Source organism: Alphaproteobacteria bacterium, from assembly GCA_024244705.1.
Lineage (GTDB): Bacteria > Pseudomonadota > Alphaproteobacteria > JAAEOK01 > JAAEOK01 > JAAEOK01.
The window spans coordinates 84,652-110,981 of sequence record JAAEOK010000037.1; the positions used below are offsets into that span (position 1 = coordinate 84,652).

Here is a 26,330-nt window from a genome sequence, read left to right on the forward strand (position 1 = left end):
ACGAGATCGAGGATAATCAACACCTTGCCTAGCTCGTATGCAGCCGCGCGTGATCGAGGCGCCAGCCGAGCAGGACTTCGGCGCCGGGATCGAACGTTCGCACATGATCGCCGTGCGAGACGCGACACACGCTGACTTCCGACCCGTCGGCAAGGGCGACGACATGCGAGCTGGTGAGTCCGAGGTAGATTTTGGTGACGTAATTGCCCGGCACTGTCTGAACGTCGTCGGGCACGGGCTCGTCCGAGGACAGGATTTGAAGGAGGTCCGAGTGCACGGAAATCGACACCGGATCGTTGGCATTCGGGGTCTCTCCGGAGGTCGCGGCGTCCACTTCGGAGAGTCCGATGTCGACGCGCACTCTGGCCCCGTCGACCGCCGTCACCCGGCCGTCAAAGACCTGGGCGTCGCCTACGAAATCGGCGGTGAAGCGCTTGATCGGTCGCTCGTAGATGTCTCGCGGACTCCCTTCCTCTACCAGACGGCCGTCGGCGATGATGGCGATGCGATCGGCTACCGCCATCGCCTCATGCTGGTTGTGGGTCACGTGGATGAAGGTGATTCCCACTTGCTCTTGAATACGTTTGAGCTCCAGGCACATGTCCTTGCGCAGCTTTTCGTCGAGTGACGCCAAAGGCTCGTCGAGCAACAGCACGTCACGGTCGAGAACCAGCGACCGGGCGAGTTGAACCCGCTGCTGCTGCCCACCGGAAAGCTCATGGGGCATGCGCTTCTCGTACCCCGCAAGGCCAACCAGTTCGAGCATCCGCTTGACCCGTTCCTGCACGGCCGATTGCGGCATCTTGCGCAGCTTGAGCCCGAAGCCCACGTTGTTTGCCACGCTCATATGGGGAAACAGGGCAAAACTTTGGAAAACCATCGTCGTCGGCCGCTCGTTCGCCGGAATCGACGTCACGTCGACACCGTGAAGGGCGACGCGCCCCGCGCTCGGCCGAATGAGGCCGCTGATGAGCCGCAGCAACGTGGTCTTGCCGCCGCCGCTCGGACCGAGCAGCACGAAGTAGTGACCGGCCTCGATGCGCATGGTCACGTCGCGCAAGGCGGTGACGTTGCCATAGTGCTTGGTGAGACCGACGGCCTCAACCGCAAATTCCACCTCGTCGCCCATCACCGCCACACGTCGAGATGTTGTCTCATCCGCTGGACCCGACGATTGCTCCCGCGGGCGCGACAGTGGCGCGGGCCTCGCGCTCGAGCCGTTCGACACGGGTCAGGCTGTAGACGAGCACGGCCCCGATTATGACCATTGAAAGCGCGCTAACCAGGCTGGCCATAGCGTAGGAGTCCTCCGACATACCGGTGTTGAGCATGTGCGAGACCAACACCGTCGTAAAGGTGTCGAAGCCCCCTTTGAGCAGGGCGGTCCGAGTGTACTCGTTGAAGGCAAGGATGAAGACGAAAGCGCATGCGGCGAACACGCCGACCCGGATCTGCGGGAACTCGACCAGCCAGAAGGCCTTCCAGGCCGTAGCCCCGCAGGTTCGCGCCGCCTCCGTCTGCACGTCGCGATAGCGCGACATGGTGATAAGGATTACGATGAACGCATAAGGCACGGTCCACAGGATCTGCCCAATCAGGGCGGTCGTGAATCCGAGCTCGAACCAGCCATTGAACCAGTCGACCCCCAGCGCCTCACCCAGGCTCTCTGATGCGCGGTTTAGGTTCTTGAAGTAGACGAGCAAGGCAGAGCCGAGGATGTCGGACGGCACGAACAGGGGCGAAAGCATCAGCATGACCAGCGCCACCTTGCGCCGGGTACGCTTGTAGAGCTTCGCCGCGAGCAGTCCCATCGGTACCGCGGTGACGACCGCTGTCACGCCGAGCGCCGCCGTCCACTTGAGCGAATCGTTGATCTGAGTGTTGTCGAACATCACCCGATACCAATCCCAGGTGAACTCGTAGAGGGGAGACCCGAAGCCGTGCTCGTTGAACGAGATGTAGATGATGTAGAAGACCGGCAGGAGCAGCGCGAATACCGTGGCGATCACGTAGATCCACATGGACCAGTAGTTCAACGAGTTACGGTAGTCGTACATTGCCCGGCTCAGCTAATCGGCTGGAGAAGCCGGGTCAGGTCGAAGATCCGGTGGCCAATGTAGAGCAGCGCCACCAACGTCACGATCATGATCGCGCTGACCGCCATGGCGAGTGGAAAATCGATCGTCGCGATCGCCTCGAACACGATGGAACCCGCGTTGACGGCGCCGGGGCCGCCGAGGATGTTCGGAATGAAGCCGACCCCGAGCCCGTTGACGAAGATGAACACGCTGCCGGCGAAAATGCCGGGCGCCGCGAGGGGGAGGATGATGTGCCGGAAGGTACGGGCCGTGCCCGCGCCGAGATCGTCGCAGACCTCGAAGATGTAACGCTGTACGGCCTCCATCGCGAGGAAGCCTGAGAAGACCATGAACGGCAGGAAGGACATCACCTCGCCAATGATCACACCGACTGGCGTGAACAGCATGGCGGAGATCGGCTCGCTGATGATGCCGATGTCCATGAGGAAGCTGTTGACCAGACCGTACCGGCCGAGGACGGGTCGGAGCGCAAAGATCCGGATGATCTCGGAGATCATGAACGGCAGGATGAAAAGCAGGATCACCCGATGCTGGACGACCTCGGGCACACGCCGGCGGACGAAGACCGCAACCGGGAATCCGATGATGAACGAGATCACCACGGCGATGGCGGAGTGGTACATCGCGAAGGCGAAGTTCTCCGCCCGCGCCGAGGTGAAGAACAACTCGTAAGCGAATAGAGTGAAGCCCGGCTTCATCCAGAAGTCGGTGCGCTCGAAAAAGCTCCACACCAGGGTCAGGGCGATGGGAATCGCCAGAAACACCACCATGAAGGCGGCCGGCAAGTAGAAGACGTAGCGTGACGGCCCGTCTTCGCCGAACAGCCGCCAACGACGACCCTCGGCGCGCGAGGGTAGATTATCGCCCTCGCGCATCGTGGTCAGGCAGCTTGCACCCTACTCCACCAATCCTGATAGGCGCGGATGTTGGTGGGAAAGACGTTCTGCCATGCGTTGCCCTTTACCGCGTAGCGGTTCGCCTTGCGCGCCAGGATATCCTTGAGCCGTTCACGGGTGTCGGCATCGAAATCGTCCGGGTTGGCATCGAGATAGGCTTCCACGCTCACCATCTGCGGCGCGAAGCCATAGGTGTTCAAGGTGCGTGCGCCGAACCACGGCGACAGATAGAGATCGGCGAGCTTGTAAAAGGCTCCGTCGGCGCCGCGCTCCACTCCTCCCTTGGTCAGCATCACAACGTTGTTCCAGGTCTGATGCCCCTCCTTCATCGTGCCGTATAGTATGTTGACACCCTTCTTCTGCGCGACTAGCTGGATCGGTTCCCAGCACGAGGCCATGACGACCTCGCGGCTGGTGAACAGGTCGACGCCGTTCATGAAACCATCCCAAAAGGTGCGGAACTGGCCCTTTTTCTTGTGATCGATAAGGAACTGGCATACCGCCTTGACCTCGTCGGGGGTCATGTCGGATGGATTTACGATATCGACTTTGCCACTCTGCTGCAGATAGATCGCCGTGTTTGTGAGGGTCGGTCCGCGGTCGTTCTGAAGCGCTACGTACCCCTTGAACTGCGGGTCGAACATCACCCCCCAAGAATCGGGATGAAATCCGAGCTCGTCATAGTTGTAGGCCATCGAATCGGCGTTCGACAGGTAAGGCACGGCATAGACCTTGCCCTCATAGCGAATCGTGTCGGCCGCTGCCCCGCCGTCCTGATAGACTGGGAGCATATTGCCCCAATTCGAGATACGATCTGTATCGAGGGCTACGATAGCGCCGTTTTCGGCCAGCGCGTCCTCCATGCCACCGCCGTTGTCGGTCATCGCATCGAATAGCTTCTGACCGTCGCCAACCACCATCTTTTGGATCGCTTCGTCGGCCCGGGCGCTCTTTGCCGTATGATTGATGGAGATGCCGGCCTGCGCACCCATCACGCTGAAGTCCTTACCCCCCACCTTGGCGACGCCGGGCGCCCAGAACTTCAACTCCTCCTCGGCGGCCATCGCATCGGGGATTCTACCGAGCGACGCAGCCGCAGCTATACCGCCCAGGCCCTGGAGAAACAGCCGTCGGCCAAATTGTTGCTGATTCATGGTTTGTCCTCCCGCCCGCGCAGGAGTTCATGTCATCAATCCCTCGCCCGCGCGTGGATTATATTTATGTGGTCATTGTCTTGTCGGCCGGTGAGTCTGTCAAGTCTTCCGGACTCGGGCCGAGCAACGTGATCGGAGTCTCGGTTCGCTTGTCCCTCAGCCGCCAGCGCCCGTTCTCCACAGTCGAGAAAAACTCCTGCAGCACCTGATTGAACAACGCGGGTTCCTCGATGTTGACGGTATGCCCCGTCTTTGGAAGGACGAACAATCCGGCGGATGGAATGGTACGCTTGAGGAAGGCGCCGGTCGCCAGCGCCGGCCGATCCTCGTCGCCATGCGTGATCAGAGCCGGTACCGTCATTGCGCTCAACTCCGCTTCCATTTCTAACGGCGAGGGGCGAAGCATCTGCACGCCCCGCAGCGTGTTCGCGGCGCCGCGTTCGGAGTGCTCCGAAAGCTGCTCGATAAACTGCTTGTAGGCCCGAGGGTCCTTGGCCTCGAGCTGTTCGCGGCCGGGTGTCATTCCCCAGACCGGTGCGAACTTCTTCGCGCCCTCTTGTTCCCATCGCTGCGCCACTTGCTCCAATTCCGAGCGGAACTTTTCAGCTTGATCGGGCTCGGCTCCAAATCCAACGCCGCCGATCATGATCGACAGCGCCCGTTCCGGACAGAGAACTCCGAACTGCATCGTCGTGTAACCGCCCATGGAAAGACCGACGATATGGGCCTTGTCGATCTCCAGGTGGTCCAGGAGCTCTTTCGCGTCCTCAACAGCACGCTGCTGGCTGTACATTTCGACGTCATCAGGAACGTCCGATGGCGGATATCCGCGCGCATTGAACGCAATGCACCGATAGCGGCGGCAGAAGTAACGCATCTGCGGCTCCCACGACCGGTAGTCGCCCGAGTACTCATGAACGAAAAGAATCGGTGTCCCCGATCCGGTTTCCTCGTAGTAGAGATTCACTCCGTCGGAAGTCGTCGCGTGGGGCATGTCCTGTCCAATGCTTCGTCGTTTTTGGGGCGCAGTGGACGGCAGGATTACGGCGGTCAAATCCCAGCCCGCCAATTCCGTGCAATTTCGCCGCCTATCGCCCGAGTTGGAACCCGTTCTTGTTGTCAATCAATCGATTTTCCCAAACTAGCGTCGCATGCACCTCTATGATAAATCTACGGAAATCGTGCGAACACATGGCCGATTCCCGTTAACGGCCGTATGGGGCACGGCAAGCGTTCAAATGCTTGCGCGCGGCGCGATTCGGGGCTCAATATGATCCCCATGCGATACAGTTCGTGGCCTACGGCCAAAAAAACGGCGAGAGGGTGTCGATGGCCGGCCCGTTGAACGGTGTACGGGTCCTCGATCTCACCAGGTATCTGGCGGGGGCTTATACGACCATGGTCCTCGGCGATCTCGGCGCCGAGATCATCAAGGTCGAAAACCCCGACGGCGGCGATTTCTCTCGTCAGGTCGGCCCATATGTCGAAGACGTCAGCACCTATTTCCTCAGCGTCAACCGCGGCAAGAAGAGCGTCGCGGTCAACCTCAAGCACGACGACGGGCGCGCGCTGGTCCTCGACCTCGCCGAGCGGGTCGACATCGTCGTCGAAAACTTTCTGCCCGGCACGGCCGCGCGCCTCGGCCTCGGTTACGAGGACATGCGCAAACGAAACGGTTCGATCATCTATGCGTCGTGCTCCGGATTCGGCCAAACCGGCCCCTACGCCTCGAAACCGGCCTTCGACATGCTGATCCAGGGCATGGCAGGCACGATCAGTATTACTGGAGAACCCGGTCGAGCCCCCGTCCGTGTCGGCTTCTCGATCGGGGACATCGGCGCCGCGCTCTTCCTGGCAAATGGCATTCTGTCGGCCCTGCACAAACGCGACCGGAGCGGCGAAGGCGGGTGGGTCGAAGTCGGGATGCTCGATGCTCAAGTCGCGCTGCTCGAGAACGCATTCAGCCGTTACTTGAATACCGGCGAGATCCCGATGCCGGAGGGTGGGCGGCATCCGGTCGCGACGCCGATGCAGGTAATAGAGACGAAGGATGGGTACATGTGCCTCGCCGTCGGATCGGACCAGCAGTGGAAGGACTTCTGCGACGCCGTGGAGCGGCCGGAATTAGCAGATGATCCCCGCTTCCGAACGAACCCAGACCGCACCAAAAGACGGGATGAGCTGGAGGGCATTCTCCTAGAGATCACACGCACGCGGCATACGGATGAGTGGGTGTCGCTTCTGGAGAGCCGACAGGTTCCGGCTGGTCCGGTCAACACGGTCGACCGGGTGGTCGACGATCCCCAAATTCAGGCTCGCGACGTGGTCGTCGAGGTCGGTCACCATCGGGCCGGAAAGTTGCGCGTCGTCAATACGCCGCTGCGCTTCTCCGACGCCAATGTTGGACCGTCCGAAGCGTCGCCGGACCTCGGCGAGCACACTGCCTCGATCCTACGGGATGTACTCAATCGCACCGACGACGAAATCGCGGGATTGGCTGCCGCGGGTGCCATCGGCTGCCCGGAGTCCTGACCCTGTGGCGAGCCGAATGGAGATGAACAGATGATCGAGGGGGGCAACGGGAGGTGGCGTTTCGGCCTGGCCATTGTCGCGAACGACCCTCCCCAAGATTTCATCCGACTGGTCGAAACCGCCGAGGACCTGGGGTTCGAATACATCTGGGTCTGCGACTCGTCGCTCCACGGACGCGACGTTTACGCGTACCTGACTCTCTGCGCCCAGCACACGAAACAGGCGAAAATCGGTGTCAGTGTCACCCATCCTTTTACCCGCCATCCGGCCATCAACGCTAACGCGATCGCGACAATCGACGAGATCTCGGAAGGACGCGCGATCCTGGGAGTCGGAACCGGAGACCGCCCGCAGCAGGAGCTCGGAATTCGGCCGGCCCGCGTCGCGGAGATGCAGGAGTGGATACCGCTCTTGCGCAATCTCATTTCCGGAGAACCCGTCTCCTATTCTGGCGAACACTGGCAGGCGAAGGACGCGACGGTGCGCTATGCGTTGCGCCGCGACATTCCCATCCAGGTCGCGGCGTCCGGACCGCGAATGCTGAAGCTGGCCGGCGCGATGGGGGACGGCGCCATCGTGCGTGTCGGGATGGCGCCGGAAGGTGTTGTGTTCGCGTTGGAACATCTCGCCGCCGGGGTGGCAGAGGCCGGCGGTGAGATGGACGATAAGGACATCGGATTCCTGGTCAACTGCTGCATCTACGACGACCGGGACCGGGCCCTTCGGGAGGCCCGGCTGGATACCGCTTGGTATCTGCAGACTGCCCCGAAGATCGCGGAGGTCGTGGGCGTCCCAGAGGAAACGATGCAGGCGGTTCGAGAAGCCTATCGGGGCGGACATTTGAACCAGGCCCAAGAGGCCGCGTCCAACGTCCCGGATGAGCTCGCGCAGCAATTCGTGCTCGCCGGGACACCAGACGAGGCCAAGGACCTTGTTCACCGAATCGGTGAGAAGGGCGTGCGGCGACTGGAAATTTTCACCATGGGGCCGGACCGGCACCAGATCGTTCGAAGCTTCGGCGAGCATATCATTCCCGCGTTTCGCTAAACCGGTGCCCGCTATTTGGTGGGCATCGGCACGGCGGAAAGGACCGTCACGGAGATTGAGGACCGACCAACGGGTACCGGATGTAAGGAGATAGGGTTGAGGGCGATGGACAGCGATAGTGCGACGACAAACGACGATTTGGTGACCCGGATCGAAGACGGAATCGGGACGATCGTCATCAACCGGCCCGATCAGCGCAACGCTCTGACGCTCGGTATGTGGCGGAGTATTCCGTCGGTGATGAGGACGCTAAACGAGGATCCGAACGTCAAGGTAATCGTTATCCGGGGTGCCGGCGACAAGGCGTTTTCCGCCGGTGGGGACATCACAGAGTTCCTCGAGCTTGCGCAGTCCCCGGAAGATGCCGTCGGCGAGTACCCGATAATCCAGGGCGCGCTCGAGTCGATCGAGCAATCACCAAGGGTGGTCATCGCGATGATCCGCGGCTATGCCATGGGCGGGGCCTGGATCCTGATCACCGCGTGCGACCTGCGGATCGCGGCGGAGGATGCCGTCTTCGCGATCCCGTCGGCGCGGATCGGCATCACCATCAGCTACCCGGATACGCTCCGCACAATTCGGCTGATCGGACCCGCGAAAACCAAGGAGGTGCTCTATTCGGGTCGGCGCATGAATGCGCAGGATGCGCTCCAATGGGGCCTCGTGAATCACGTTATGCCGGTCGAAAAGGTTGAGGCCTACACCTACGATCTGGCGCGGACGATCGCCGTTAACGCGCCACTTTCGGTCCAGGGCGCAAAGCGCACGGTGGAAGCGTGCATGGCCGATCCCTCGCTGAGCGACATGGAGAGGGGCGACGAATTGGCGGTGGCTTGCATTCTGAGCGAAGACTTCCAGGAGGGCGTCCGCGCGTTTCTGGAAAAACGCGAAGCCAGGTTCACCGGACGATGAACGAGGCTGGGGTGAACGAAAGTCGCGCGGACGCCGCCGGAGCCGGTATGTCGAGCCGGGCCGTATCCATCGGACTGGTGCAGATGAACGGAGCCGGAACTCGCGAGGAGAACCTCGACAAGGCCACCCGGATGGCGGAAGAGGCACAGCGAAAGGGCGCCAACATCGTGTGTTTTCCCGAGCTGTTCTCGTCGCCGTGGTTCCCATGGGAGAAGTCGGATTCGGGACGGGCGCACGCCGAAGACATCGATGGCCCGACCGCGCAGTGCATGCGTCGGGTTGCCAAGCGCCTCGACTTGGTGCTGGTCGTCTCGCTCTTCGAGCGGGCGGGCGACAATTATTTCAACACAGCGCTTCTCGTCGATTCAGACGGCACCGTCCGTGGAACCTATCGGAAGAACCACATCCCCGATGTACAGGGATTTTACGAAAGCCACTATTACGGCCCGAGTCAGCTCGGTTTTCCGGTCTTCGACGTCGGGTGCGGACGGATCGGCCTGCAGATCTGTTCCGACCTCATGGTCCCGGATGGCGTTCGCCTCCTCGGGCTGAAGGGCGCCGAGCTTGTGTGCGCGCCGAGGGCGACAGATTTCTTCCGCATCGAGCAATGGCGGACCGTCATGCAGGCCGAGGCGATCACCAGCGGGTGCTTCATTGCCTCGGCGAATCGCTGCGGCAAGGAAGGAGACGTCGGCATGGGCGGCATGAGCCTGGTGGTGCACCCGCAGGGCCGGGTCATGGCCGAGGCCGGATCGCGCGAAGAAGTGATCGTCGCGCAACTCGATCTCGATCAGGTCCGGGAATATCGCGCCCGCTATCCTTCAACGCTGGATGCGCGGCCGGACCTCTATGCCGAGGAGTATGCCGCGCTCGCTGGTTCCGGTGAATCAACATCGGAATCAGTGTCGGGGCGGCCGCCGGGATCGGACCGCGATGCCTGACTCCGCAGACGACAGTCCGCCGGCGAGCCGGCGTATGACGCAAGCGTCGGAACAGAGAGCGCTCGCCAGGTTTCGTTTTCCCGTCCGGGTCCGTTTTGCCGACACCGACCTCAACGGGCATGTCTTCTTTGCCAACTACCTCGTTTACATGGACGAGTCGTTCATGGCCTACCTGCATGAGATCGACCACCGCTGGGACCGGCTCGAGGAGATGGGGCTTCGCATGTACTACGTCGATGTCGGCTGTCAGCTTCTCGCTCAGGCACGTTTCGAGGACGAGCTCGACGCCCATTGCGAGATTGCGCGCATCGGGAACTCGAGCCTGCGCGCCGAGGCGACCATCGTCCGCCCGAGCGACGGCGAACTGATGGCGACCGGGCACATCGCGGCGGTCATCATCGATTCGGAAGCGGACCGCCCGGCGCGGGTGCCGGACTCGTTCAGGGAAGCGGTGGCCCGCTATCAGGGGACGGCGGTGTAGCATCGAGGCCGCAGCGTGCCAGGACACGGCACGAAGGGAGAACCATGTTGAAAGTTGGATACAAAGCGTCCGCAGAGCAATTCGGACCTCGTGAGCTGCTGGATTTCGCGGTGCTTGCCGAAGAGCTTGGATTCGACTCCGTTTTCGTGAGCGACCACTTCCAGCCATGGCGACACCATGGCGGGCACGCACCCTATTCCCTCACTTGGCTGGGCTCGCTCGGAGAACGCACATCGACCGTGACCATTGGTACCAGCGTATTGACGCCGACGTTTCGCTATCATCCGTCGATCATCGCCCAGGCGTTCGGCACCTTGGGAATGCTGTACCCGGGGCGCGTCATGCTGGGCGTGGGCACGGGGGAATCGATGAACGAAGTGCCGGCGACGGGACGGCCTTGGCCGAAGTTCAAGGAACGCTTTGAACGCTTGAGCGAATCCATCGACTTGATACGAAGGCTATGGAGGGAGGAGCGCGTCACATTTGAAGGGCAGTACTACCGGACCACGAATGCGACCATCTACGATCGGCCAACGGAGCCGGTTCCCATTTACGTCGCCGCGTCCGGGCCGAGCGCAGCCAAACTCGCCGGACAGGTCGCAGACGGATTCATTTGCACCAGCGGTAAGACGCCCGAGCTTTACCGCGAGACACTCCTGCCCAAGGTCGACGAGGGTCTTGCCGAGGCGGGGCGCCCCGCGGAGGCCGTCGAGCGACTCATCGAAATGAAGGTATCGTTCGACACCGACCTCGACCGGGCCAGCGAGGATACGCGTCATTGGGCCGCCCTTGCGTTGACCTCGAAGGAAAAGACCGGTGTCGAAGATCCGGTCGAGTTAGAACGGCTTGCCGATGCATTGCCGACCGACCGTGCAGCCAGCCGCTGGATTGCCTCGACGGACCCGGACGAGCATATCGACCGCATCGCGCCCTATGTGGAGCTCGGCTTCACCCACCTGGTGTTTCACGCGCCGGGTCCCGACCAGGCACGTTTTCTTCACCTTTATGCGAACGAGGTGTTGCCACGGCTGCGGCAACGGTTCGACGACCGCACACAGGAATGACGCCCCGCGGGGGACCCATCAGGTGCGCCCGGCCGACGGCTTATTGTGCGGCTTCAATGCGCTTGGAGCGCCAGTCGAGCAGATCGTAGAGGATGGTGGCATCACTTTGCCCATCCAGCCCCCACGCCACATCGAAGAACGCGCATGTGCGATCCTCATCGAGCAGGCCTGCCGCGCAATCGCGGAATTTTCCTTCGACCTCCTTGTCCGACATCGGATTATGCGGTCCGCCGCGATAGTTCTCGTCCGCCCAGTGCCCTAATTTGTGGCCGTCTTTGGTCACAACTTCGATGCGCGAACGAATGCGGTCGTGTCCCATCGCATCGATTTCGGGGTCGAAACGCGTTTCGACACGCTGCTGCATCTGTTGAACCGATTCCGAGAGTACGAATTCATCGCTGAACTCGGCCTTCCCCGCTTTGCCGCGGAGGATCATCGCCGATAGCAGGAAAGCCATGCAGAATTTTCCTTCGAGCTCCGATCTTGCGACGCGGAATCGGATCGGACCGAGGATGTTGTTGGCGGCAAAAAGAGTGACATTCTCTATCTCATCAGCGGCAAGCTCGTTCTCTTCCATGAGGAGCTTCATGGCATCCATCGACGGATGCGTCAGCACGCCGCAAGGATAGGGCTTGATGCTGACGCCCGGACTGACGATAGAGAAAGGATTGCCGAACCGGCCGAGCACCAAGGTCGGATCGCCGCCGCGGCCGGCGACCGACAAGTAACCCCATTTCCCGTCGAGCGCCTCCTCGTTGAACGTGAACCCTTCCCTCACCAGCAGCGCGCTGGTCACGCCGTTTTCCGACGAGCGGGCGACATGCATGGGCTTACCCATGGTTCCGAAATTCGCGCGGATACCCGCCGCCATTGACGCCGCACCGCCGATCGCCTGCGCCATCGCACGCGCATCCAGGCCAAGCAGCTTGGCGGCCGTCACCGCCGAACCGAAGGTACCGATCGTACCGCTGGTATGAAATCCGAGATTGTAGTGATCCGGATTGATCGCTTCGGCGATCTTGCATTCGACCTCGAATCCGGCGACGAAGGCAGTCATGAAGATGCGGCCGTCGACGCCGCCCAACATATCCGAGATGGCAAGGGCCGCCGAAAGCGGTGGGATCGTCGGGTGCGTCAGCAACCCATACGGTCGAGCCGGTCCTTCTGCCAGCTGGCTATCGTCCCAGTCCATTGCATGGCCGGCCAGGCCGTTCCAGAAAGCCGCCAGATGGGCGGGCACGCGAAGCGATGTGTCGCCGACGACACGGGAATGCTGACTACCGCCGTTGAGGCGGAGATAGCGGTCGGCGACCTCAATCGCCGGTTGCTCGGTCCCCGCCAGCATGACGCCGAGCCCGTCGACGATACACCGCCGGGCGATATGCAGGGCTGCGTCCGGAATATCTCCATATTCGAGGTACGTCGCGAATTCCGATGCCTCGCACGTCAGGCCGCGGTCGGTCATGAGGGCTCCCTTCCGGCCGCTATTCGGCAGCGGCTGTTCGGCGGGCCTTCGACCGCCATATCGAGATCACTTCGTCGACCCGCGTGACCATTCCGAATCGAGCTTTCACATTCTTCAATGTCGCGTCATGGAGCGACATATCCCAGGACGCGCAGCCGTCTTCCGGCACGCAGATATAGTAGGTGTGCTCGAACGCCTCGCGCAGCGTGCTTTCGACACAGACGTTGGTCGAGACGCCGGTCGGCACGACAGTGCGGATATTACGTGCGCGCAGCATCATATCGAGATCCGTGCCGTTGAAGGCATTGTACCGGTGTTTGAGGACCTTGATCTCGCCGGCGGCGGGCTTGAGCTCATCGATGAACTCCGCGCCTTCGCTGCCCGCGATCGCAATTTTGTCCGACGCATAGGTTGAGCGCCGCCGTTGGGCGAGCCATGGCGCCGAATCGCTCATATGGTCGGGCAACGTCCAGAACCCGATATGGCAGACCACTACGCCGCATTCGCGCGCCGCCGCCAGCAGGTCCTGCAATGCCGGAATGATCGACCGCGCGGCCTCTAGGGGCCGCCCCGCCTTGCTCGTGGCGAAGCCGTCGACACAGAAGTCCTTCTGCATATCAATAATGATGAGCGCGGTGTGCGCCGGATCGAGGCGCTCTTCGAGGCTCTCCAGAATCGGCGGTTCCATTTCGCTAGTCTCCTCTCGATGCCGCAACGAACCAATCGGCTATCTGGCTCCCGGTCATGAAGACCGTGTCGCCGCGGTCAACCAGCAGGTCGAGCATTTTCTTAAGGTAGCCAATTCGATGAGGTACGCCAATAAGGTGGGGATGGAGCCCGAGCGCGAGCACCCGCGGCGCGCCCTCGCCCATCTCCTCCTCGAAGCATGCGATCGTGTCTCGGAGACGCGTGAACATCTCGCGCGAGCCGTGCTTCTCGACGGCAAAGATGATGCTGTCGTTGACCTCGACGTTGTAGGGCATCGCGATCATGCGGCCGTGCTTGGTATCCATCCATGTCGGCAGATCGTCGAGTACCCAGTCGCAGACGTAGTCGATTCCCGCCGCCTTCAGAATATCCGGCGTGTCGTAGCTCTCCTTGAGGCCCGGGCTCAACCACCCGCGGGTCTTCATGCCGGTGAACCGTTCGAGCTTGTCGAGCGCGGCCTGGATCAGTCCGGCCTCGTCGCTTTCCGATTGCATGCTGCGCTGGTGAATTCCATGGCCGATGAATTCCCAGCCGGCCTCGAGCATGGCCGTGGCACAGGCGGGATAGTTGTCGATCACGCCGGCGTTGATGCTGGTGCTCGCTGGAAGGCCGCGTTCGTCGAACAGACGGAGCATGCGAGACATCCCGACCCGCATGCCGTATTCGGCCCAGGAGAAATTGGGGATGTCCGGAATCTGCTCGGCACCATGAGGCGCCGTAATGATTTTGCGCGGCATGGCCTGGTCGAACTGCCAGCTCTCGACGTTGACGACCAGATGCACAATGAGCGTCTTGCCGTGTGGTCCGGTCAGCGCCGGACGCTTATGCGCCAGTTCATAGGGTATACGCGGATTGCTCATTATGGCCTCCCGAATTACGCCAGCGCCCTCGTCCAGCCACCATCGGCAGTCACCGATGTGCCCGTCATATTGGCGGCCGCGTCGGAGGCCAGGAAAGTCACGATCCGCGCGATCTCCTCGGGCGCCGCGAGGCGGGCCATCGGGACCTGGTCGATAAATCCCGCTTCGACCTCTTCGACCGAGACTCCTCCCTGATCGGCTAGATTCTTCATGAGCGTATTCCATCGCCCAGTTCGCGTCGGGCCCGGATTGACCGCCACGATGACGATTCCATCGGCGGCAAGCTCGTGGGCGAGACCGGTCGTGACCGCGAGCAGCGCGGCATTCGCCGCGGCGGCGGGGAGTATCCGAGGCGACGGCTGATGTCCCGAGCTGCCGGCGATGGTGACGATACGTCCATATTTCCGCTCGCGCATCTTCGGAACGACTGCCCGCATCAGGCGGATCGTACCCATCACCTTGAGTGCGAAACTCTCCTCCCATACTTCGTCGGAAATCTCCCAAAATACGCCGCCCTGCGAGGCACCGGCCGAATTGATCAGGATATCGATTCTTCCGAACCGCTCAATGGCCGCCTCGGCGATGGCGTTTGCGGCGGCAGGGTCGATCAGGTCGGCGGGAAAGATTTCTGCATCGGCACCGTGATCGTTCTTGAGCCGTCGGGCGGTCTCGGCGAGCTGGTCTTCATTCCTTGAGGTCAGGAACAGCTTCGCCCCTTCCGCGGCCAGGCCGTTCGCCGACGCTGCACCCAGCCCCTTGCTGCCACCGGCAACGATCGCGATCTTTCCGTTCAAGCCGAGTTCCATGTCCGTGCTCCCAAAATCGCGGTTGCATTTCTATCGCCATGACGACCGTGCCGTAAGGGGCTTTATGACACGAAGCCCAACGTTGTCACGATAGCTCCGGCGGCTCCGCGCATCGACGGCATCCACGTTTTGCCGACGCAACCGTGGCCACTCTATCTTTTGCCTAAGGCGCGGAGTATAGCCCATACTCTGGCCCCGCCCTCACCCACCATGGGGTGGAAACCCAGCACGGATATGAGTGGGGATTATGAACATCGGAATTGTTGGTCTCGGCCGAATGGGGAGCGGCATCACGCGGCGCCTACTCCAACACGGCATCTCGTCGGTTGCCTTTGATCCAATAACCAACGCCGGGGACGCGCTCGAAGGAACGGGCATCACCGTGGCATCCAGTCTCGACGACCTGGTCGCCCATCTCACGCCGCCACGCGTCGTTTGGGTCATGGTCCCGGCGGGTGCCCCAACCGAGCAAGTCATAACGGCTCTCACGGCAAGGCTCGACGAGGGCGACGCGGTCATCGACGGCGGCAACAGCTTCTTCAAGGATACCGTCGCGCGCGGTCGCAGGCTCGCCGAGGCTGGCGTGGGTTTCGTCGATGTCGGCACCAGCGGCGGCATCTGGGGCGAACAACGCGGCTATTGCCTGATGATCGGCGGCGACAAGGAAGAGGTCGCGCGCCTCGATCCAGCCTTTCGCGCCTTGGCTTTTAGTGGCGAGCACGCGCCGCCAGTGGCGACGAAGCAAGATGGCCGGCCGCCAGGCTATCTCCATTGCGGGCCGGTGGGGGCGGGCCACTTCGTCAAGATGATCCACAACGGGATCGAATACGGCATGATGCAGGCCTATGCCGAAGGTTTCGACATTCTGGCCAACGCCGCCGAAGAGAATGTGCCCGAAGAGGAGCGTTTTGGTTTCGATCTCGCCGCCATCGCAGAGCTTTGGCGCCACGGCAGCGTGGTCTCGTCTTGGCTCCTCGACCTGACCGCGGAGGCGCTCGCGGCCGATCCGCAATTGGCGGACTATCAGGGCCACGTCCAGGATTCCGGCGAGGGCCGCTGGACCGTCGCCACCGCCATAGAGCGCAATGTGCCTGCCAGCGCCCTAACCGCGGCGCTCTATGCACGGATCGAGTCGCGGCGTCGGGAGCACTTCGGCAACAAGCTGCTCTCGGCCATGCGCGCCGCGTTTGGCGGTCATGTCGAGCGGTAAGGCTCCGGATGCTTGGCCGACGATAACTATCGCATTTCGTGACGCACCCCGTCCGACGGGTCAATCCTCAGGCCAGGCCGCGTCATCGATGAACCACTGCACCTCGCCACCGGCAGCAACCTGCGTCACCGGCAGCTCTTCGCCGGCAAAGATTCTCGCCAATATCTCCCGCTTTTCCTGTCCGGTGGCGAGGACCGCGGCGGCACGGCGGCTCCTAAGGGCGGGAACCGTCAGGGTAACACGCGACTGCCCATCCGGCGCGTCGGTCGCCGCCACCCATTTTTCCTGCTCATCGAGCACCGCAGAGCCGGGGAACAAGGACGCTGTATGGCCATCGGTCCCGACCCCGAGCAGAATGAGATCGAACAGCGGTTTGCCCTCGAGCGACGCCCCGCCATGAAAATTCTTCAGGTCTTCCTCGTAGGCGGCAGCGACGGCATCGCGGCTCGGCAGGTGTGTAGGGACGACATGAAGGTTTTCGGGCGGGGCCGGTATGTGGTCGAGAAAATCCCGGCACGCCGTGCCGGCGTTGCTTCGCGGATCGTCAGATGGCACTACGCGCTCGTCCCCCCAGAACCAGTGTATGCGGTCCCAGGACACACGGTCCTGCAGCTCGGGTGACCGAAGTACTTTGTAGGCCCGGCGCGGTGTGGTACCGCCGGACAGGCAAACCGAGAGTCGGCCGTCGCGCTGTGCCAGCTGCTCAACGATCCAGTGCGCGGCCGCTTCGGCTACCGCCTGAGGGGAATCCAGTTTCCGTCGACCTGTCACAGGCTACCCCCTAAGCCCCCATCTCGATAGTCCACGCCGTCGCGATCATTGCGCTGCCTATGTCGCATAGTTCGCCCGCAATTGGGGGATGGTCTGGGTCGCTATCTTCTCGAACTTGGGTAGTTGGCTTTCGATCGTCGGGTAGTAGAGGCCGATCTCGGTGAAACCCAGCGCTATCACGCGCTCCACCATCTCGACAAAGAGGTCCTCGGATTCGTAGTAGCTGATCAGGCCGCCGCTCTTGCGGGCGTCGGCGTCAAACATGTGGTAGGAGCGGCGAAGCGTCGCCGGGTCTCGAGCTAGCGACGCGCAGTGCTGATCGATCAATGCGACCCGCTCGGATATCTCCTCCATCTGGGATTCGAATGACTCGGCGAAACTGAGGCTGTTCCAGATGTCGGCGTGGCGTGCCGCAATCTTCAACATTACCGGGCCCATGGCAGCGATCATGATGGGCGGACGTGGGCTCTGCACGGGCCGTGGGCACATCACCGCGCCGTTGACCTCGTAGAACTGCCCCTTGTAAGTCGAGACCTCGTTGGACAGCAGCTGATCGACGATCGGTACATATTCCTTGAAGCGGGCGACGCGCTCTTTGTTGCCCCAGTTGGGAAGCCCCATCATCTCGTACGAGGGATCGCTGGTCAGCCCGATGCCCAGCCCCAAATCCAATCGACCATTGGAGATGTGGTCAACCGTTAGCGCTTGAAAAGCCAGCATTGCCGGGTGGCGGAGCGGGAATTGGCTGACGCAGGTCGAGATCCTGATGTGCGTTGTTTCGCGCGCGATTGCGGCGGCGAGGGTCCAGGCCTCGAACCAGGGAGACGGCGGATTGCTCCAATCAACAAAATGATCCGCGACCCCGGCAATATCAAAACCGAGGTCCTCGAAGCTCTTGTAACGCGCCAGAAGCTCATCCCAAGGGACGTTTGGAAGCGTCATCGCGTAGAACTTCAAGTCATGAGTTTTGGCCATCAATTCCCTCTCCGGCGAGTTTCATCCGATGGGCATTATCTCATAGACACGGGCGGGCGTTGTCAGACCAATGCCACCAGGAAATCTAGTTGAAGCACAGACATAAAAGTGGCGGAGGGTGTGGGATTCGAACCCACGCTACCCTTTCGGGTAGACGGATTAGCAATCCGCTGCATTCGACCACTCTGCCAACCCTCCGCAGGACGTCCACGGCCGAAAGAGACACGCGTTCTACAAACGCACCCGCGCGCTGTCAACGCGAGTGCAAAACGCAGGGGTGGCACAGCCATGGACCGTCGCCGTTGGATCGGCGTCCGGCGGTTCGGACCCGATCGTCCCAGAGCGGCATCGAGACCGAAATCCGGATATCCAATATGGTTAACGAATTCCTTAATTCGACCACCGCGCACTTTACGCCTCGTTAATGTTAACGCCCCAAAATTGACACAGTGGTGAACATGTTGACGAGATGAGGGTTTCAGAAATGACTATGTCAAGACGCTGTGCCGAAACGTTGCTGGATCTGGTCGAGGTCAAGCTCAGCTGTATCGAAATTTACGACCGAGAAGACAAGCGCGAGGTCGCGCTGCTTCAAACCGCCCGCCAGGAATTGCTCGCCATCTCAGGGCGCGGCGGCGAAGTCTTGTCCATGGATAGCGGCAAGCGGGTCAGCGCCGTCGCCTGCTGACCTCGGCACCGCCTACGGACCATCCCGATACCGAGTTTGGAACGATACGCCCGCTGACGGGGCGCCCCGGGTGATATATGGTGGTGGCTTGGCCACCACGACCCCGGGAACAGCTGGATGAACCTAGCCGAGTCGTTGCTGCATGCGCTGAAGGTCCGCGGCGCGCGCGAGATTTTCGGCATTCCGGGCGACTTCGCACTGCCGTTCTTCAAGGTGGTCGAGGACTCCGGCATCTTGCCCTGCTACACCCTGAGCCACGAGCCGGGTGTCGGTTTCGCCGCCGATGCCGCAGGCCGCTTCAACCGCGGGCTCGGCGTCGCTGCGATCACCTACGGCGCGGGCGCTTTCAACATGGTCAACGCGACCGCGGCGGCATTCGCGGAAAAATCGCCGCTGGTTGTGATTTCCGGCGGTCCCGGCGCCGGCGAGCGGCAACGCGGTCTGTTGCTCCACCATCAGGCCAAGACCATCGAATCTCAGTACCGGGTGTTCCAGGAAGTGACCTGCGATCAGGCTTTGCTCGACAATGCCCACGAGGCTCCGGCGATCATCGCGCGCGTCCTGGCCAGTTGCCGCGCGCATACCGAGCCGGTCTATCTCGAAATTCCGCGCGATATGGTCAACGCCGAATGCGCGCCGGTTGCCGATCCCGTGCCCGAACCGGCCGACCCCGACGCGCTGGCAGCCTGCGCCGATGAGATCCTCGAGCGGATCGCCGCCGCCGAGGCGCCGGTGTTGATGGTCGGCGTCGAGATCCGCCGCCATGGCATCGAAAGAGAGGTTGCCGAACTGGCCCGCAAACTGGGCCTGCCGGTGGTGACCAGTTTCATGGGCCGCGGATTGCTGGTCAATTTCGACGTCCCCGTGGTCGGCACCTATCTCGGCGTCGCCGGTGATCCCGAGATCACGTCGCTGGTCGAGGACTCCGACGGATTGCTACTACTCGGCGTCATCCTTTCGGACACCAACCTCGGTGTCTCCCGGCAGCAGATCGACCTGCGCCGGACGATTCAAGCCCTCGACCGCCAGGTCTCGCTCGGTTTCCACACCTATTCCGATATTCCTCTCGACGCCTTGGTCGACGCCCTCCTCGACCGCGCCGGTACGTCCCGAGCGCGGCCGCTGCCCGACATTCAAGCCGCCTATCCGCGCGGCCTCGCCGCCGATGAAACGCCGATTTCACCGACCGACATCGCCTGTGCGGTCAACGACATGATGGACCGTCACGGAGCGATGCCGATCGCGGCCGACATGGGCGATTGCTTGTTTACGGCCATGGACATCGCCCACACACGGCTGACGGCGCCGGGCTACTATGCCGGCATGGGCTACGGTGTTCCCGCCGGCCTCGGCATCCAGGCGACCACGGGCGAGCGTCCGCTGATCCTGGTTGGCGATGGTGCCTTCCAAATGACCGGATGGGAACTCGGCAATTGCCGGCGTTATGGATGGAACCCGATTGTCATCGTTTTCAATAACGCAAGCTGGGAAATGCTGCGCGTGTTTCAGCCGGAATCCACCTTCAATGACCTCGACGATTGGCGCTTCGCCGAGTTGGCGCCACTGCTCGGCGGTCATGGCGAACGGGTTCGAACGCGCCGGGAATTGGCCGCTGCTCTCGATCGCGCGGCCCACGCGACAGATGGCTTTTACCTGATCGAAGCAATGCTTCAGCGCGGCGAAATGTCGAATACCCTGTCGCGGTTCGTCGCCGGTATTAAACGGCTCCACGGCAAGTCCTGAACAACGGCGCCCGCAAACCACATGGCTGGGCGTCGGTAGCCGTCATACTCAATGTTGGCGGCGACGCGAACCACTCTATCGCGATCACCAATCCAAGAACGGAAAGGACGTGGCGATCGACTCAGTGCTTGACGTGGAGCACCGGCTCGATACCCGAAAACACCGGTTCGAGTTCCACGCCCAGCGCGTCGCCGAACTTGCTCACCGCGATATATATGGTGATCGTAAACACCGCCTCGACAATCTGTGGCTCGCTGAAATGCCGGTGCAATCTTTCCCACAACTCACTTGAGACATGGTTGGCATCGATGCCAATCCGCACGGTTAGGTCCATCAGCGCCTTTTCCGCATCCGTGAAATGCGGGCTGTCCGTGTATCGATCGCCGCCGATATCCGCGATCTTGTCCTCCGAAATGCCGAGTCGTTTGGAAAGAGTCTCATGCTGGACCACGCAATACTGGCAATCGTTGCGATGGGTCGCCTTGAGGATAATCAGCTCCTTGGTCACCCAGTCGAGCTCGCCGTCCTTCAGGATCGCCATGATCATTTCGGTGAACACGGTGCCAAGTTCCGGCGTATGGCCGAACACCTTGAATATATTGAGGAGCATTTCGAAGCGCGCCTCGGCCTTGTCGTAAAAGGCGAGGGTCTCCGCACTCGCCTGCTCCCGTTCGACGTATGACACCGACATTGTTTTCCTCCTTTTGTACCGATCGTTCCAATTGAACCAAAAAAATTTACCCCAACAGTGACTTCGCTTGATCCGCGATGGATTGCAGCAACCGCCGCTCGGGCCGGCTTCGCGCCAGAACGCGAATGCCGAGCACCAACCCCAGCAGCGCGCGCGCCACCGCGACCGGATCAATCTCGTGGCCGACCTCCCCGCTCTCTTGGGCCGCTTCGATCGACGTCTTGAAGAAGGTCTCGATCTTGCGCAGGCCGTCGGCCACGATTACCCCGATTTCCGTATCGTGGGGCGCCAGTTCCAAGGCGGTGTTGACGAGAAAACATCCGTCCCCGCCCCTATCGGATCTGGCATCCTCGATCAACGTATCGAACAACCGGTCGATTGCCTCGCGCGGCGTCCGGCCACGGGCCACGCTTTCGATCCGAGGATTCTGGTATTCCGCTTGATAGCGCTTGAGGGCGGCAACGAAGAGCGCGTGTTTGCTGCCGAATGTATTGTACAGGCTGCCCCTGTTGATACCCATACAGTCGATCAAATCTTGCGCCGACGTGTTGGTATAGCCCTGACACCAAAAGGCATCCATGGCGCGACCCAATGCCGAATCGACGTCGAATTGCCGCTCCCGTGGCATGTAGTCCTCACAGTCTTGCTGACACCTGACTACCCGTTTTGGAACGATCGGTCAATAACGGTGCGTCGCCGACACAACGGCATTCTCCCACTCGACCGAGTTCAGGGCAGATACGGCGCGCGCCGAGGGGTCAGAAAATTGGAACAATTGGCCAATAATTGCTCCGCCCATAATCGCCGCGACAAAGCTGAATCATTGGCTGGCATATTCGGCAATTCCGGGACCGGCCAAATTAAGGCACCGCCATACCCCGCGCGACGGCCGGGCGCGCGCTCACCGAATCGTACCAGCGTTTGACATCGGGAAATTCAGCCAAATCGATACCCTGCCATTCGTGCCGCGCACACCACGGATAGGTGACGATGTCGGCGATCGAGTAGTCATCGGCGAGGTGCTCATGATCGCTCAGCCGCTTGTCCAGCACACCGTAAAGCCGCCTGGTCTCATTGGTATAGCGATCGATGGCGTAGGGAATCTCCTCGTTGGCGAAGCGCCGGAAATGATGGGCCTGACCGAACATCGGCCCGACTCCGCCCATCTGGAACATGAGCCACTCCATAACCTCGTACCGGGCACGCGGTTCGGCCGGCAGCAGCCGGCCCGACTTTTCCGCCAGATAGATTACGATCGCCGCGGATTCGAAAAGGGCGATCGGCGCGCCATCCGGACCCTCGGGATCGACAATCGCCGGGATCTTATTGTTGGGGCTGATCCGAAGGAAATCCGGCTCATACTGATCGCCCTTCGTAATATCGATCGGATGGACTCGGTAGGGTGCCTCGATTTCCTCCAACATGATGGAGGCTTTACGCCCGTTGGGCGTAGACCACGTGTAAAGATCGATCATGGTATCCCCTTACGCGATAATGGCGGCTATCGGCGCGCGAACTGTGTTGCGCCGAACAGCACTTCCTTCTCCTCGTCCGAAAACCCCTCCCTGCGTTTGTCGGACAAAACGGCGACGCCGCGCTCCACCGCCGGGCGTGCCGCGATAGCCCGGTGCCAGCGCTCGAGATTGGGATAGTCGGCGAGCGTCTGGCCCTGCCGGTCGGGGTTTCGCAGCCAGGGAAATGTCGCGATATCCGCGATCGAATAATCGCCGGCCAGATAATCGCGGTCGGCGAGTCGCTTGTCGATCACGCGGTAGAGACGGGCGGCCTCACTCGTGTAACGATCGATGGCGTAAGTGATCGGATCCGGTGCGTAATTGCGAAAGTGGTGCGCCTGACCCAGCATCGGACCGACGCCGCCCATCTGAAACATCAGCCACTGCAACACTTCGTAGCGGCTGCGCTCGTGGTCCGGTAGGAATTTTCCGCTTTTCTCCGCGAGATAGATCAGGATTGCGCCACTTTCGAATAGAGAAATCGGCTGGCCGTCCGGCCCCTCCGAATCGACGATCGCCGGGATGCGATTGTTCGGGCTGATGGCGAGGAACTCGGGTTTGAACTGGTCCCCGGCGCCGATGTCGATTGGGTGGACGGTGTAGGGCACGCCGATTTCTTCGAGCATGATATGAACCTTGTGCCCATTGGGCGTCGCCCAAGTGTAGACATCGATCATTTTTTTGCCCTTCATAGGTTGTAAGTCGGCGTGACATGCTGTAGCCGGCCCCTTGAATTAGATTGAGCGGGCCTGTTCGGCAAGGGCGATGAATTTTTTCACCGGAAAGGCGGGGAATTGATCACGACGATTGCACACCTTCGTATCCGATTCCCGTCGGCCCTGCGGCAAGTCCTACTTGTCATGGCCGTGGCAGCCGGTACCTGGTCGATGCCCCCCGCCGCCTTGGCCGAGGGTACCGATGCCGAGGCGCATTGGCGCCGCACCCTCGAGACCGGCCGCTCGGCGCTGGACAGCGGCAATCTCGTCGTCGCCGAGAATTTCGTCCGCCAAGCCATACACGAGGCCAAGAACCTCGGGCCGGCACCGGCCAACAACCTCGCGCTCGCCGAAAGTTACGAGGCGATGGCCGAAGTTCAGGCAAAACTGGACGATATGGCCCGTGCCCAGCATATGATGAACGAGGCACTCGCCATCCGAAGGGCGACTCAGCCGTCGAATCACCCCGATCTCGGCCGTGCGGCGCTGCGCTTTGCCGATCTCATGCGCCAACGCGGCGACTACGATCAGGCCGAACGCCTCTATCGCGATTCAATCGATGCGATCACGTCTGCCTTAGGCCCAACCGATGTCTTGCTCGCCGACGCCTATTACGGGCTGGCGCTGAACGAAATGGAGCAGGGCCGAATCGAATCCGCCGACAAATCGTTGTTGCGGTCGCTATCGATCCTCGGAATTCAGGACGATCGCGTGGTTCGCGAACATCTGCCCGACCTGCGCTCCGTCGCCGAACGCTACCAAAGAATGGGGCTCACCGACGACGCCGTCCGGGTGATGCGCCAGGCGATGAACCTTTACGAACGCCACTATGCCGTCGACCATCCCTATTTCGAGCAGACCATGCTCGCGCTCGGCACCTCCCAACTCGACCGCGGCCTCGGCGCGGACGCTCGCGGCACGTTCGACAACGGCACCGACAAGATGCTTGTCGCCCTCGGCCCCAGCTCGGAACGGGTGGCAACGACGATGGAAAAAATTGCCGGGTTGTTCGACACCTACGAGCAGCCGGACGACGCCGAGGCCTTCTATAAGAAAGCGCTGGCGACTCGTCAGAATTCGCTCGGCGTCAGCGACGCCCAAAAGGTGCGCAGCCTGGTCAAGCTCGGCGATTTGGCCCGCCAGCGCGGTGAAACCACGCGCGCCGCGGACTATTACCGCGAGGCCATCCAGATCGGTGAAACCCGCCTCGGACCGAACGAGGTCGAAACCGCTTACGCCTATTCCAACATGGCCTTGATCCTTTGGGACAGCGGTCAGATCGCCGAGGCGGACCGGCTGTGGGAACGGGCATTGGCGATTTACGAGCAAAGATTGGGGGCCGGCGATGCGACCGTCGCGACGGTGGCCTTCAACCTTGGCCAACTCCGGCACGGACAATCGCAGTATGATTCTGCCGAAGCCCTCTATCGGAAAGCGCTCGACATACGCGAGCGGACCCTCGGACCGACCCATCCCGACACCATCAAGACCATCAACATGTACGCGCTATTGCTCGACCGCGTGGGCCGGCCCGACGAAGCGGCGCAGATACGCGCGCGGGTAAAATAGCAACCACACCGGTCGGGAACGCCATCCCTACCCGCTGAGCTTCTCCCGCAGCAACTGGTTGACCAAGGCGGGATTGGCTTTGCCCTTGGTCGCCTTCATCACCTGACCGACGAACCAGCCGAGAACTTTATCGTTGCCGGCGCGGAATTGGTCGGCCTGGCCCGGATTGTCCGCGATGATCCGATCGACCTCTGCCTCGATCTCGCCGCGGTCGGTAATCTGCTCGAGACCCCGCGTCGCGACGATGTCCGCCGCGTTGCCGCCGGTCTTGTACATCTCGTCGAACACGTCCTTGGCGATACGACCCGAGATCGTTTTAGCCGCCAAAAGGTCGATCAATCCGCCAAGGTTTGTCGCGGCGACCGGTGATTCGTCGATATCATGGCCGGCCTTGTTGAGCCGGCCGAGCAATTCGTGAATTACCCAATTGGCGGCGACCTTGCCATCCCGGCCGGCGGCGACGGTTTCGAAATAGTCGGCACGCGACCGCTCCTGGACGAGAATTCCGGCGTCTTCCGCGCTAACGCCGTAGGTTTCGATCAACCGCGACCGCTTCTCGTCGGGCAGCTCCGGCAGCGTGCGGCGGATCTCGTCGATCCATTCCTCGTCGAGCTCCAATGGCAGAAGATCGGGGTCGGGGAAATAACGATAATCGTGGGCCTCTTCCTTGCTTCGCATCGAACGGGTGACGCCTTCTCCGGAATCGAACAACCGCGTCTCCTGGTCGATCGTCCCACCGTCCTCGAGGATTTCGATCTGGCGGCGTGCCTCATAGTCGATTGCCTCGCGCACGAAGCGAATCGAATTGACGTTCTTGATCTCGCACCGGGTGCCGAGTTCGGTCGACCCGGCCCGGCGCACCGACACGTTGACATCGGCCCGCATCGAGCCCTCTTCCATATTGCCGTCGCAGGTACCGAGATAACGCAGGATGGAGCGTACCTTGGTGAGGTATGCCGCCGCTTCGTCGCCGCCTCGGAGGTCGGGCTCGGAAACGATTTCCATCAATGCCACGCCGGCCCGGTTGAGGTCGACGAAGGTCTTGGTCCGATCCTGGTCGTGGAGACTCTTACCGGCGTCCTGCTCGAGATGCAGGCGGGTAATACCGACCACCCGCGTCTCGCCCCCCGGCAGGTCAACATGGACCTCGCCGCGGCCGACAACCGGTTGTAAATATTGCGAGATCTGATAGCCCGGCGGCAGGTCGGGATAGAAATAGTTCTTACGATCAAACACCGAATAGCGATTGATCTCGGCCTTGAGCCCGAGACCCGTTCGCACCGCCTGGACGACGCAATGCTCGTTGATCACCGGCAGCATACCGGGCATGGCGGCATCAACCAGCGATACCTGTGTATTCGGGTCCGCACCAAAGTCGGTCGCGGCACCCGAAAAGAGCTTGGCCTGGGAGACGACTTGGGCATGAATTTCGAGCCCGATCACCATTTCCCAATCGCCACCCTCGCCCTTGATCATTTCCGCCATCGC

At 61.5% G+C, this 26,330-nt stretch carries 25 protein-coding genes and 1 tRNA gene; 9 read left to right on the plus strand and 17 right to left on the minus strand.

Annotated features, from left to right (window positions below; genetic code table 11):
* Positions 1–28: 28 nt before the first annotated feature.
* The 5 genes from GY791_05945 to GY791_05965 form a co-directional block, all read right to left on the minus strand.
* On the minus strand, positions 29–1,129 hold the full coding sequence (locus GY791_05945) for an ABC transporter ATP-binding protein (protein MCP4327963.1): 1,101 nt from the start codon (positions 1,127–1,129) through the stop codon (positions 29–31).
* A 25-nt stretch (positions 1,130–1,154) separates the two neighbouring features.
* Positions 1,155–2,057: an ABC transporter permease subunit gene (locus GY791_05950; protein MCP4327964.1), complete on the minus strand. Its 903-nt coding sequence runs from the start codon at positions 2,055–2,057 to the stop codon at positions 1,155–1,157.
* A gap of 8 nt (positions 2,058–2,065) precedes the next feature.
* The gene (locus GY791_05955; protein ID MCP4327965.1) at positions 2,066–2,974 is read right to left on the minus strand and encodes an ABC transporter permease; all 909 of its coding nucleotides are present in this window, start codon (positions 2,972–2,974) and stop codon (positions 2,066–2,068) included.
* 5 nt (positions 2,975–2,979) lie between these two features.
* A complete protein-coding gene (locus GY791_05960) occupies positions 2,980–4,149 on the minus strand; it encodes an extracellular solute-binding protein (GenBank protein ID MCP4327966.1) in 1,170 nt (389 codons plus the stop codon).
* A 64-nt stretch (positions 4,150–4,213) separates the two neighbouring features.
* Entirely contained in the window at positions 4,214–5,143 is a 930-nt protein-coding gene (locus tag GY791_05965) for an alpha/beta hydrolase (protein MCP4327967.1), read from the minus strand.
* A 335-nt stretch (positions 5,144–5,478) separates the two neighbouring features.
* Between GY791_05965 and GY791_05970 the strand changes: the two genes are divergently transcribed.
* The 6 genes from GY791_05970 to fgd all read left to right on the plus strand — a co-directional run bounded on the left by GY791_05970 (position 5,479) and on the right by fgd (position 11,126).
* A complete protein-coding gene (locus GY791_05970; GenBank protein ID MCP4327968.1) occupies positions 5,479–6,681 on the plus strand; it encodes a CoA transferase in 1,203 nt (400 codons plus the stop codon).
* Positions 6,682–6,711: 30 nt separating this feature from the next.
* The gene (locus GY791_05975) at positions 6,712–7,728 is read left to right on the plus strand and encodes an LLM class flavin-dependent oxidoreductase (GenBank protein MCP4327969.1); all 1,017 of its coding nucleotides are present in this window, start codon (positions 6,712–6,714) and stop codon (positions 7,726–7,728) included.
* A gap of 105 nt (positions 7,729–7,833) precedes the next feature.
* Entirely contained in the window at positions 7,834–8,640 is an 807-nt protein-coding gene (locus GY791_05980; protein MCP4327970.1) for an enoyl-CoA hydratase, read from the plus strand.
* Between the two features lie 11 nt (positions 8,641–8,651).
* Positions 8,652–9,581, plus strand: coding sequence for an acyltransferase (locus GY791_05985; GenBank protein ID MCP4327971.1), 930 nt, complete (start codon positions 8,652–8,654; stop codon positions 9,579–9,581).
* A gap of 34 nt (positions 9,582–9,615) precedes the next feature.
* Complete coding sequence (locus GY791_05990) at positions 9,616–10,062, plus strand: acyl-CoA thioesterase (GenBank protein ID MCP4327972.1); 447 nt, start codon at positions 9,616–9,618, stop codon at positions 10,060–10,062.
* Positions 10,063–10,106: 44 nt separating this feature from the next.
* On the plus strand, positions 10,107–11,126 hold the full coding sequence (fgd, locus tag GY791_05995) for a glucose-6-phosphate dehydrogenase (coenzyme-F420) (GenBank protein MCP4327973.1): 1,020 nt from the start codon (positions 10,107–10,109) through the stop codon (positions 11,124–11,126).
* Positions 11,127–11,166: 40 nt separating this feature from the next.
* On the opposite strand, the gene GY791_06000 is transcribed toward fgd, so the two are convergent.
* From GY791_06000 to GY791_06015, 4 genes are read right to left on the minus strand one after another with little or no spacing between them, the layout of a single operon-like run.
* Positions 11,167–12,591 (minus strand): MmgE/PrpD family protein, encoded by a 1,425-nt coding sequence (locus tag GY791_06000; protein ID MCP4327974.1) that lies wholly within the window; start codon positions 12,589–12,591, stop codon positions 11,167–11,169.
* Positions 12,592–12,610: 19 nt separating this feature from the next.
* The gene (locus GY791_06005) at positions 12,611–13,279 is read right to left on the minus strand and encodes a cysteine hydrolase (GenBank protein ID MCP4327975.1); all 669 of its coding nucleotides are present in this window, start codon (positions 13,277–13,279) and stop codon (positions 12,611–12,613) included.
* 4 nt (positions 13,280–13,283) lie between these two features.
* A complete protein-coding gene (locus GY791_06010; protein ID MCP4327976.1) occupies positions 13,284–14,159 on the minus strand; it encodes a polysaccharide deacetylase family protein in 876 nt (291 codons plus the stop codon).
* Positions 14,160–14,173: 14 nt separating this feature from the next.
* Positions 14,174–14,965 (minus strand): SDR family oxidoreductase, encoded by a 792-nt coding sequence (locus GY791_06015; protein MCP4327977.1) that lies wholly within the window; start codon positions 14,963–14,965, stop codon positions 14,174–14,176.
* A 247-nt stretch (positions 14,966–15,212) separates the two neighbouring features.
* On the opposite strand from GY791_06015, the gene gnd reads away from it, so the two are divergent.
* Positions 15,213–16,175 carry a decarboxylating 6-phosphogluconate dehydrogenase gene (gene gnd, locus GY791_06020; GenBank protein ID MCP4327978.1) on the plus strand — a complete coding sequence of 321 codons (963 nt, stop codon included), beginning with the start codon at positions 15,213–15,215 and terminating at the stop codon, positions 16,173–16,175.
* 60 nt (positions 16,176–16,235) lie between these two features.
* Here gnd and pgl read toward each other — a convergent pair whose 3' ends face one another.
* The 3 genes from pgl to GY791_06035 form a co-directional block, all read right to left on the minus strand.
* Entirely contained in the window at positions 16,236–16,946 is a 711-nt protein-coding gene (gene pgl / locus GY791_06025) for a 6-phosphogluconolactonase (GenBank protein ID MCP4327979.1), read from the minus strand.
* A gap of 57 nt (positions 16,947–17,003) precedes the next feature.
* Positions 17,004–17,921, minus strand: coding sequence for an LLM class flavin-dependent oxidoreductase (locus tag GY791_06030; GenBank protein ID MCP4327980.1), 918 nt, complete (start codon positions 17,919–17,921; stop codon positions 17,004–17,006).
* 109 nt (positions 17,922–18,030) lie between these two features.
* Positions 18,031–18,119, minus strand: a tRNA-Ser gene (locus tag GY791_06035).
* Between the two features lie 607 nt (positions 18,120–18,726).
* On the opposite strand from GY791_06035, the gene ipdC reads away from it, so the two are divergent.
* Positions 18,727–20,352: an indolepyruvate/phenylpyruvate decarboxylase gene (ipdC, locus tag GY791_06040; GenBank protein ID MCP4327981.1), complete on the plus strand. Its 1,626-nt coding sequence runs from the start codon at positions 18,727–18,729 to the stop codon at positions 20,350–20,352.
* Positions 20,353–20,473: 121 nt separating this feature from the next.
* On the opposite strand, the gene GY791_06045 is transcribed toward ipdC, so the two are convergent.
* From GY791_06045 to GY791_06060, 4 genes are all read right to left on the minus strand, one after another.
* Positions 20,474–21,043: a carboxymuconolactone decarboxylase family protein gene (locus GY791_06045; GenBank protein ID MCP4327982.1), complete on the minus strand. Its 570-nt coding sequence runs from the start codon at positions 21,041–21,043 to the stop codon at positions 20,474–20,476.
* A gap of 46 nt (positions 21,044–21,089) precedes the next feature.
* Positions 21,090–21,671, minus strand: coding sequence for a TetR/AcrR family transcriptional regulator (locus GY791_06050; GenBank protein MCP4327983.1), 582 nt, complete (start codon positions 21,669–21,671; stop codon positions 21,090–21,092).
* 232 nt (positions 21,672–21,903) lie between these two features.
* Complete coding sequence (locus tag GY791_06055) at positions 21,904–22,518, minus strand: glutathione S-transferase family protein (protein ID MCP4327984.1); 615 nt, start codon at positions 22,516–22,518, stop codon at positions 21,904–21,906.
* A gap of 26 nt (positions 22,519–22,544) precedes the next feature.
* Entirely contained in the window at positions 22,545–23,234 is a 690-nt protein-coding gene (locus tag GY791_06060) for a glutathione S-transferase family protein (protein MCP4327985.1), read from the minus strand.
* A gap of 117 nt (positions 23,235–23,351) precedes the next feature.
* Here GY791_06060 and GY791_06065 point away from each other — a divergent pair, with 117 nt between their 5' ends.
* Positions 23,352–24,842, plus strand: a complete 1,491-nt coding sequence (locus GY791_06065; protein MCP4327986.1) for a tetratricopeptide repeat protein — start codon at positions 23,352–23,354, stop codon at positions 24,840–24,842.
* Between the two features lie 27 nt (positions 24,843–24,869).
* Here the strand turns inward: GY791_06065 and gatB are convergent, their stop codons facing one another.
* Positions 24,870–26,327 (minus strand): Asp-tRNA(Asn)/Glu-tRNA(Gln) amidotransferase subunit GatB, encoded by a 1,458-nt coding sequence (gene gatB, locus GY791_06070; protein ID MCP4327987.1) that lies wholly within the window; start codon positions 26,325–26,327, stop codon positions 24,870–24,872.
* Between the last annotated feature and the right edge of the window lie 3 nt (positions 26,328–26,330).